Annotated in this window: 7 protein-coding genes; 3 read left to right on the top strand and 4 right to left on the bottom strand. The window is 54.5% G+C overall.

Features of this window, described 5'->3' with window-relative positions; all coding sequences use genetic code 11:
- Positions 1-411 precede the first annotated feature (411 nt).
- Positions 412-1,677 (top strand): uracil permease, encoded by a 1,266-nt coding sequence (gene uraA, locus Q0482_RS03105; RefSeq protein ID WP_299143254.1) that lies wholly within the window; start codon positions 412-414, stop codon positions 1,675-1,677.
- Between the two features lie 353 nt (positions 1,678-2,030).
- Here the strand turns inward: uraA and Q0482_RS03100 are convergent, their stop codons facing one another.
- Both Q0482_RS03100 and Q0482_RS03095 read right to left on the bottom strand, forming a co-directional pair.
- Positions 2,031-2,375 carry a TM2 domain-containing protein gene (locus Q0482_RS03100; protein ID WP_299143251.1) on the bottom strand — a complete coding sequence of 115 codons (345 nt, stop codon included), beginning with the start codon at positions 2,373-2,375 and terminating at the stop codon, positions 2,031-2,033.
- 21 nt (positions 2,376-2,396) lie between these two features.
- Entirely contained in the window at positions 2,397-2,582 is a 186-nt protein-coding gene (locus Q0482_RS03095) for a hypothetical protein (protein ID WP_299143248.1), read from the bottom strand.
- Positions 2,583-2,717: 135 nt separating this feature from the next.
- On the opposite strand from Q0482_RS03095, the gene Q0482_RS03090 reads away from it, so the two are divergent.
- Both Q0482_RS03090 and Q0482_RS03085 read left to right on the top strand, forming a co-directional pair.
- Positions 2,718-4,166 (top strand): WG repeat-containing protein, encoded by a 1,449-nt coding sequence (locus Q0482_RS03090; protein ID WP_299143241.1) that lies wholly within the window; start codon positions 2,718-2,720, stop codon positions 4,164-4,166.
- A 99-nt stretch (positions 4,167-4,265) separates the two neighbouring features.
- Positions 4,266-4,970, top strand: coding sequence for a Bax inhibitor-1/YccA family protein (locus Q0482_RS03085; protein WP_299143238.1), 705 nt, complete (start codon positions 4,266-4,268; stop codon positions 4,968-4,970).
- Between the two features lie 156 nt (positions 4,971-5,126).
- Here Q0482_RS03085 and Q0482_RS03080 read toward each other — a convergent pair whose 3' ends face one another.
- Together Q0482_RS03080 and trkA are read right to left on the bottom strand one after the other, a co-directional pair.
- Positions 5,127-6,575 carry a TrkH family potassium uptake protein gene (locus Q0482_RS03080; protein ID WP_299143235.1) on the bottom strand — a complete coding sequence of 483 codons (1,449 nt, stop codon included), beginning with the start codon at positions 6,573-6,575 and terminating at the stop codon, positions 5,127-5,129.
- 1 nt (position 6,576) lies between these two features.
- Positions 6,577-7,923, bottom strand: a complete 1,347-nt coding sequence (trkA, locus tag Q0482_RS03075) for a Trk system potassium transporter TrkA (RefSeq protein ID WP_299143232.1) — start codon at positions 7,921-7,923, stop codon at positions 6,577-6,579.
- Positions 7,924-8,008: the final 85 nt, after the last annotated feature.

Genomic DNA, 8,008 nt, shown 5'->3' with positions numbered 1-8,008 from the left:
GCTTTCACCAGACTATACTATACACGCCGAACTGGCGCACAACTTAAGAACCCTCCGGCCCAGCGGGCCGGTCCATCTTAAAAACCCTTCGCGCCCAAGGGGCGCTTCCCCCTTTGCCCCTTGCATTTCTATTTCAAAAAGAATAAAATGGGAGAGATGAAAATTTGACAGTGATTCGGAAAGGAGGGCCTTTTGCATAGGAAGGGGCCTTCCTTTTTCTGAGTCTTTTTTTAGGGAAGCACTGATTAAATCATAGAGTTTGCTTTTATAAGAATTTTTATGCACTGCTTCGTCATGAGGCTCCTTAAACAGCTGGCTATTCGCGTCGCCTCATTCCTTGCATTGCATAAAAACTCAAGAATAAAAGCAAACAATGAATGAATCAGCGCTTCCCAAGAGAGGAAAGTGAAAATGAGTAAACGTATTATTGAGGTGGAGGAACGGCTTCCCATTCTCCCCACCATTCCCCTGAGCCTGCAGCATCTCTTTGCCATGTTCGGCTCTACGGTGCTGGTTCCCTTTCTTTTGAATGTGGACCCTGCCACCTGCCTTTTTATGAATGGTATCGGCACGCTGCTGTACCTGGCCATCTGCAAATGGAAGCTGCCGGCTTATCTGGGATCTTCTTTTGCCTTTATTTCGCCGGTGCTGGCGGTGACGTCCACGGCGGGCATGTCCTATGCCGATGCCCAGGGGGGATTCATTGCCTTCGGGCTCTGCTTCATTTTCCTGGCCTTTCTGGTGAAGAAGGCGGGGGTGCACTGGATTGATGTGCTGTTCCCGCCGGCAGCCATGGGTGCCATTGTAGCCATCATCGGGCTGGAGCTGGCGCCCCTGGCTATGACCATGTCCGGCTTCATCGGTGAGCCCCAGGGCATGTCTTCCGCCACGGCCATCACCATTTCCATGTTCACCCTGGTTGTGACTATCCTTGCCACGGTGCTGGGACGGGGTTTCATTTCCATCATCCCTATCCTCATCGGCGTCATTGCCGGCTACATCCTGTCTGTATTCATGGGGGTGGTGGATTTCCACCATGTGGAAGAAATGCCCTGGGTGGCTTTCCCCACCTTCTATTCTCCCCATTTCAATCTGTCCGCCATTATGATGATTCTTCCGGCGGTGTTCGTAGTTTTTGCGGAACATCTGGGCCATCTCTTTGTGACCAGTGATATTGTAGGAAGAAATCTGATCAAGGACCCCGGCCTGCACCGCTCCCTCTTTGCCGACGGCCTGTCCAACATCATTTCCGGCTTCGTCGGCTCCACGCCGAACACCACCTACGGTGAAAACATGGGCGTCATGGCCATGACCGGCGTATACAGCACCTGGGTCATTGCAGGGGCTGCCATTTTTGCCATTATCTTCTCCTTCATCGGCAAGATTGCCGCCCTCATCCACGCCATTCCCACCCCCGTCATGGGCGGCGTGTGCATCCTCCTCTTCGGCTTCATCGCCGCATCCGGTATCCGCATGCTCATCGAAAAGCAGGTGGACTACACGAAATCCAGAAACCTGATTTTAACGGCAGTCACCATGATTTCCGGCCTCTCCGGCGCCACCATCGTAGTGGGCCCGGTGCAGCTGAAAGGCATGGGCCTGGCTACCGTAGTGGCTATGATCATCTCCATCTGCTTCCTGATTTTTGATAAGACCCATATGTCGAATAATGAGTGAGGCTAGTGGGCTAGTGGGCCGGTGATCTAGTGTGCTGGTGTACTAGTAGGCTGGCGGCTGACGGCGGTTCAGCGGCGCATATGAGACAACAGTCATTAAATCCCAATCGGCGGGGAGGCTGCCGTTTAGCAGTCAGTTCAGCGTAGAGTATCATTCCATCTTGAAGCCTCGTACACCCTATGGTCCCTCAAGGGGCAAAGATGTTACGCGCTTTACCTTTTCCCACTCCCTAGCTCACTAGATTACTAGATCACTCACATATGTTATAATACCCATAGACATCGTGATTGACCGGAAAAAGCCGCCGGAAAATGCTGCTGCATTTCCCTGGCGGCTTTTTTCGTGTTTCTATTTTATAAATAGGTATCCGTAGCTGGCGGGGCGGGGTAGAGCTGCGCCGCTTCTTTGATGCATTCCATCAGGATTTCCTTGTTTTTCCTCTTCACCATGCCGGACATGCGGAAGAGGTCTACGATCCACCAGATTTCTCCGATGACGCAGAAGCAGAGGAGCCACAGGAGTATGTTCTTGAAGGGGTGGCCCAGGTAGAAGTAGTACACGCCGAAGAGGATCCAAAGGATGTAGGCGGTGGATTTTTTCTTTTCCCTGGCGGTGTAGAGGGTGAGGGCGTAGTCTTTCTGTTTGTCGGAGAGCCGGTTCAAAAGGGCAATGTCTTCGCTGTCGAGGGTGGCGTCCATATGTTTTTCCTCCTTAAACTCTTAAAAAAGGCGTTGTTTCAGTTTCATGGCCTTCCATTTGGAAAGGGCCTGGCGGGCGTCTTCGGGAGCCTTTTCGGTGAGACGGATATTGCCTTCCATTCTTTCCTTCATGGTCACCGATGGGTGGATGTAGGGCTCGAAGGTTTTATAGAGATTCATTTTCGTGATTTCTTCTGAAATATCCATGGCAGCCTCCTTTAGGAATATTTCCTTTTCTTTATTGTATCACAGGAGGAGGCAGGCGGTGTTTACAGGGAAAGGAAATTTTAGTATAATGGAAATACAATATCGAAAATCATCGTTTAATAGAAAGGACGCTCTATGAACTACAGAACCGGAAAGATTCTGCTTATCACATCCCTCCTGCTTCTGCCGGCTGCATTTTCTCCTGTACGGGGAGAGGAACCGGCTTTTTCCTATACCCACATCCACCGGGAAGGCTCTTCTGCCACAATATCGGAGAGCCGGACAGAGACGAGGGAGAAATCATCAAAAACCACCACCCATTCCGACGTATCCATTGATTTTCCTTCGGCGCCCGCAGCCGGCGGCATGGTGTACCCTTATCTCACCAAGAATAAGCTTTCCAGCGCTTCCGTCCAAAAGGAGGGCGGCAGGGCCTATGAGTACGGCGTGCTGGCTGCTGTCAAAGGGGAGAAGGGCTGGGGCCTTCTGGGCCGGAAGGGAGAGGAAGTGGTGCCTCCTGTCTACAGCTCCATCAGCTATGAAGGAGACGGCCTTTTCCGGGTGAAGGGGAAAAAGGGCTTTTCCTATATCACCGCTGACGGAAAGCCGGCGGCGCCTCCCAGGGAAGAGGGGCCTTCTTTCTACCGGGACAGGGGAAAGTACGGTATTCTGGACGAAGAAGGAAGAAAGGTGACGGCGCCCCTGTACCGGCAGGTGCTGACTCCCTTCAGCGAGGGCATTGCCTTCGTGGAGCTTTCTGACGGAAGGAAGGGCGCCATTGACGAGGCGGGAAAGCTCCTCTTCACCGCCGATTTTGACAGCGCAGGACCCTATGAAAACGGTCTGGCAGAGTACCGCCGGAAGGTGAACCGTTTCAACTGGGGCGTACTGGCGGGAGCCATGCTGGGCGGTCTTGGTGGAAACGGCGGAGGCGATGAAATGCTGCCCCTTTCCTATGACGGCGTGAAGCGGGGCTACCTGGACCGCAAAGGCCGTGTCATCATTGACAGCCGCTCCGATGAAGTGTACCCCATGACAGAGTGGGGCGCCTTTGTAAAAGACAAGGGGCTTCTCCGCTTTGTGAACAGGGAAGGGCAGGATGTCATCCCGCCCGGCTCCTACGACCTGTCCGGCGGCATGCTCTATGAAAGGGAAGGGATTGTGACCCTTTGGGACAAAGGGACAGGAAAGATGGGCGCCTTCCGTCTGGCGGACGGCGAGAGGGTGAAAGATTTCATCTATGACCGTCTCTATTTCCCGGGAGAAAACCGTCTTCTTTATGAAATCAATGGACGGACAGTGCTGGCCATGGCAGACACAGGAAAAGAAATCCGGGAACTTCCCCGGGGCGCCATGATGGAGCCCTTTGGTGACGGCGGCGTGACCTGGATGGAAGAGGGGAAGAAAACGGAGGCCGTCGATAAAGATGGCCGCGTCCTCTTTGCCCTTCCCTCAGGAGACAAGGCAGGCGGCCCCTTCCGCCACGGCCTTTCGCCGGTGCGCCGCAAAAAGGGATGGGGACTCATGAACCAGCAGGGACAGTGGGTCGTTCCCCCTGTTTATAAAGATTTAAAAATGATGTAGCCCGCATAAGGCTATGAAACCTTCGGGATTGTGCTACAATAGAAACACAGCAGAAAGCTGTGATCAATCCTATAATCATGACAGAAAGGAGTATGTCCAATGTATGATGAATTAACTGCGGAACGGGAAAAAAGTATTTCCATCAATATGCCCGGTCTGATGAAAGATGTGTATGCCTGGATGGCCATTGCCCTGGTGGTGACGGGGTTCAGCGCATGGTTCGTATCGGATAACGCCCTGCTCCGGGGGCTCTTCATGGGGAGCCGCACCGGCACCCTGGTGCTGGTGCTTGCCACCTTTGCCCTGGTATGGCGCCTGTCTTCTGCCATGGGGAAAATGTCCCTGAAAACGGCGGCGGCCATGTTCCTGGTGTATTCCGTGCTGAACGGCATCACCCTGTCGGCAGTGTTCCTCACCTACACCCTGTCCTCCATCGGCGGCGTATTCTTCATGACTGCCGGCACCTTCGGTATCATGTCGGTATACGGCTATGTAACCAAGGCAGACCTTTCCAAAATGGGAAATATGTGCCTCATGGGGCTTTTCGGCATTATCCTGGCCACGGTGGTGGGCTTCTTCTTTGACAGCACCCTGCTGCAGATGCTCATTTCCTACGCCGGCATCCTGGTTTTCACAGGCCTCACCATTTATGACACCCAGTCCATTAAGCGGCTGGCTCTGACCTATCATTCCCGGGCCACCGACGAAGGACAGAAGGTCGCCATCATGGGCGCCCTTACCCTGTACCTGGATTTCATTAACATTTTCATTTACCTCCTCCGCCTCTTCGGAGAGAAGAAATAAGGCAGTCAAAAAGGGGCTGTGAAAAAATGATTTACATTTTTTCACAGCCCCTTTTTTGATGAGTTCATTGAAAAGGTTGACAGGGCTGCGCGCCTGCTGTCTGACGTCTGACGTCTAACTTCTATCGTCTAACATCTACCATCTGCCATCTGATCCTCACCATCCGCTCCGTTTCCAGAAGGAGGGGATGAAGATGGAGAGGAGGGTTACCGATTCCAGTCTGCCGAAGAGCATGGACAGGCACACAATGGCCTTGGAGAAGTCCGGAAGGGCCGCGTAGGTGCAGGTGGCGCCGAACTGGCCGAAGGCGGGGCCTGCGTTGCTCATGGTGGAGAAGGCCACGCCCAGGGCATCCATGAAGTTAAGACCGTCAAACATCATGCCCGCTGCCCACAGGGCGGACAGAGCCATGTAAATGAAGAAGAAAGCCAGCACCTGGAGTACCGTATTCCGGGAGAACCGCTCGCCTCCTACGGTCATGTGGAAAATGGCCCGGGGATGCATATGGAGCTTCAGGATGGCGGAGAAGCATTTGAAAAGAAGGATGAGGCGGATTACCTTCAGCCCGCCGGCGGTGGAGCCGCCGCAGCCGCCTACGATAATGAGAAGGAGGATGATGAATTTCGCAAAGGAAGGCCACTGGTCAAAATCCGCCGACACAAAGCCGGTGGTGGAAGAGAGGGAGGCCGACTGGAAAAGGGCTTCCCGAAGAGACTCCAGGAGAGGCATATGACCCTGCAGCACCAGGGAAGCGGTGATAAGGAGGGCGCCTCCTCCCACCATGGCCAGGTACACCTTAAATTCCGTATCCTGCCGGATGACGTGGAATCCCCGTTTCCAGGCATCCACATAAATGCCGAAGTTGGCACTGGAAATCACCATGAAGAAGGTGATGATCATTTCCAGGGAGGCGCTGTGGTAATAGGCAATGCTTTCATTTCTGGTGGAAAAGCCGCCGGTGGCAATGGTGGAAAAGGCATGGTCCAGGGCTTCCCAGAAGCCCATGCCCCAGAGCATATAGGCGGCGGCAGCAGCGGCGGTGAAGCAGAAGTACACCGCAAAGAGGGCCAGCGCCGTTTCCTTGATGCGGGGAAGAGGCTTGGAGGAAGTGGGGCCCGTGCTTTCAGCGTTCACCATTTTCGTGGTGCCCCGTCCCGCCTGGGGAAAGAGGGCCACAAAAATGACGATGATGCCCAGACCGCCCAGCCAGTGGGTCATGGCCCGGAAGAAAAGGATGGACGGCGGCATGACGGTCAAATCATCTATCACCGTGGCGCCGGTGCCGGTGAGTCCGGAAATGCTTTCCACCAGCCCGTCCAGGGGCGAAAGGGCGCCGGACAGCACATAGGGAATGGCGTAAATGAGGGACACCGACAGCCAGGTCAGGGCGGTAATGGCGGTACCCTCCCGCGGCGTGAGGCTGTCATTGGGGGAAATATCCTTCTTCCGGAAAATCAGGTATAGAAGGAAGGACAGGGCAGCCGGAATGAAAAAGGACAGCACCGGTCCCCCGTAGTAGAGAGAAAGGAGCATGGGAAGGAGCAGCACCATGCCGGCACCCAGGATGATGCGGGACAGCATGGCCAGAATAATATTACGGTTCATGTCAATCCCTTCCTTTGAAATAGGAAATCACATCCTGCACGTGATCCGTTTCCACAATAAGGATGACGCTGTCACCGGCAGCAAGGACGGAGCGGCCGTCAGGAATAAAGACCTTTCCCTCCCGCACATAGGCGCCTACCAGGCAGGAACGGGGGATGCCCGCCTTCATGAGGGGCACGCCGGCAGCCTTAGAGCCTTTGGAAATGACGATTTCCATAGCCTCCGCCCGGGCCCCTTCCAAGAGGGACACGGACACCACACTGCCGCTCCGCACGAAGCCCAGCACCTCTGCCGCTGCCAGAAGGCGGGTGGAGAGGACGATATCAATGCCCACCTGCTGCATGATGGAAATATATTCGGTGCGGGTCACCCGCACAATGGTCTGCCCGGCGCCCAGATGCTTGGCCAGAAGGGCCATCATCAGGTTCAGCCTTTCATCCTTGGTGGTGCAGATCACCGTATCCGCCTCCGACACCCCTTCCTGGGTGAGAAGGTCGATATCCGTGCCGTCGCCTAAGAGTACCATCCCCTTTTTCAGCTTGCCCGCCATCTGCTGGCAGTGGTCCTCATGATTGTCGATAACCTTCACCGAAATGCCCTGCTTCTCCAGCATAGGAGCCAGCGCCTGCCCCGTACGGCCGGCGCCGATGATGAAAGCCTTCTTCGTCCTGCGCTGGTACTTGGCATTGCTGTGGGCGGAAATATTCATCAGGGAATCGGGACTCCCCAGGAAATACACATTATCCAGCGGCAGGATGCGGTCACTGCCATGGGGAATGATCATATGATGATCCCGCAAAATAAGGGCGACCAGCACCGACGGCGGCAGGGTAATGTCCTTCAGCGCCCTGTGGGCCAGAGGCGAACGGGGTGAAATCTTCGTTTCCAGAAGCCGCACCTTCCCGCCGGCAAAATCTTCCACGTTAATGGCGGAAGGGGTCATGACGAGGCGGCTGATTTCACGGGCCGTAATCAGCTCGGGACTCAATACCAGGTCGATGTCAAAATTTTCCTTGATATAATCCACCGGCTCCGACAGGAACTTCGGATCCCGGATGCGGGCAATGGTATGGGGAATGCCGTTTTTCTTCGCCAGTATGCAGGCAATAATATTCACCTCGTCCATGGCGGTCACCGCCACCACCAGGTCGCTTCCCGCCACATCCCGGCTCCGCATAAAGGAAGGACTGGTGCCGTCGGCCTGGATGGTGAGCACGTCCAGGTCATTCCGGATGGCCTCCAGCTTTTCCCCGTTCGAGTCCACCACCACCACATCATATCCTTCGTCTACAAGAAAATCGGAAACAATATAGCCCAAATGGCCTGCGCCAATAACAACAATACGCATATATGCTCCTTTGATAGAAAAAACATATGATAAATCCGCTTTCCCCTATTGTATCACGGAATGGGAATGGGGGTTGGGGATCGGG

This window comes from uncultured Dialister sp. (assembly GCF_937959425.1).
Taxonomy (GTDB): Bacteria; Bacillota; Negativicutes; order Veillonellales; family Dialisteraceae; genus Dialister.
Note: the sequence above shows the minus strand (reverse complement) of the source record. Positions and strands in the feature narration are given on the sequence as shown.